Source organism: Chryseobacterium sp. RR2-3-20 (assembly GCF_017808115.1).
Lineage (GTDB): Bacteria > Bacteroidota > Bacteroidia > Flavobacteriales > Weeksellaceae > Chryseobacterium > Chryseobacterium oryzae.
In genome coordinates this window covers 1-990 of the sequence record NZ_JADQBD010000160.1, presented here as the reverse complement: position 1 = coordinate 990, position 990 = coordinate 1, and the positions used below count along the sequence as shown (strand labels likewise).

At 31.7% G+C, this 990-nt stretch carries 2 protein-coding genes; one reads left to right on the top strand and one right to left on the bottom strand.

Annotation, left to right across the window (positions count from 1 at the left end):
* The first annotated feature begins 307 nt into the window (after positions 1 to 307).
* On the top strand, positions 308 to 724 hold the full coding sequence (locus IV513_RS15495; protein WP_209391450.1) for an RDD family protein: 417 nt from the start codon (positions 308 to 310) through the stop codon (positions 722 to 724).
* Positions 725 to 792: 68 nt separating this feature from the next.
* On the opposite strand, the gene IV513_RS15490 is transcribed toward IV513_RS15495, so the two are convergent.
* Positions 793 to 990, bottom strand: a 198-nt coding sequence (locus tag IV513_RS15490; protein ID WP_209391449.1) for a hypothetical protein, incomplete at its 5' end; no start/stop codon positions are given.

Sequence of the window (990 nt, the reverse complement as noted above, 5' to 3'; positions counted from 1 at the left end):
TAAGTTTTGCAGTTCCAAATCTTTTGGCAAATATTAAAGAAAATAAATAAAACTAAAAAGGCTGCAGATAACATAGTATTGGCAAAATGCGGGAGGAAGAGTAAAGTTGAAATATTTGAAAAATTTATCCGCCGCTGCTTTTTTATTCCACAAAAAAGAGTAATTTAGTGTAAGAAAAAAGCATCGGCTACGTTCAGTCTAAATTGAACTTTTCGTTCCATTTTGCCCGCACTTCGCCAATACTTTTTCCGTTAGCTGCAATGTCAGAAAGACTCCGCTAAAATCCAAATTCTTAAAAAACTAAAAATTGAAAAAAGAAAAATATCTAATATCTAGAATTATTGCTGGAGTTATTGATTATTCAATTGTTTTGACTTTAACTTGCATTTACATTTTTACTTTTGGAGAAAAAAATGAATTAGGCGAATATTCCGTAAATGGACTAAAAGCAATTCCAATCTTTATTTTTTGGTTTTTCTATTTTTGTGTTATTGAATCAACCCTGAATTCAACTTTGGGAAATTATTTGATGAAACTTAAACCTGTTGATTTAAATACTGAAAAGAATATTGACTTTAAACAATCATTTTTAAGACATTTACTCGATCCAATTGATATGTCTCTCTTCGGTTTGGTTGGAATAATTATTATTAAAAATTCGCCAGAAAGCCAGCGATTGGGTGATTTACTTGCAAAAACTAAAGTGATAAAATTGACTGAATAAAAGACACTGCAGCTAACATAGTATTGGCAAAATGCGGGGTGAAGGGATAATTGAAAGATTTGTCACATTTAGCCGCCGCTATTTTTCCATTCCACATTATTTTTGTAGTTTAGTTTCATGGAAAAAATAGCGGCTTCGTTTGGTCGAAAATTGAACATTCGCTCATTTTTAGCCCGCCCTTCGCAAATACTTTTTCCGTTATGTGATATGGCATCAAAAATCACGCTCCGAAATAAACTCCACGATTTTGAGTGAGTAAAAAAGAA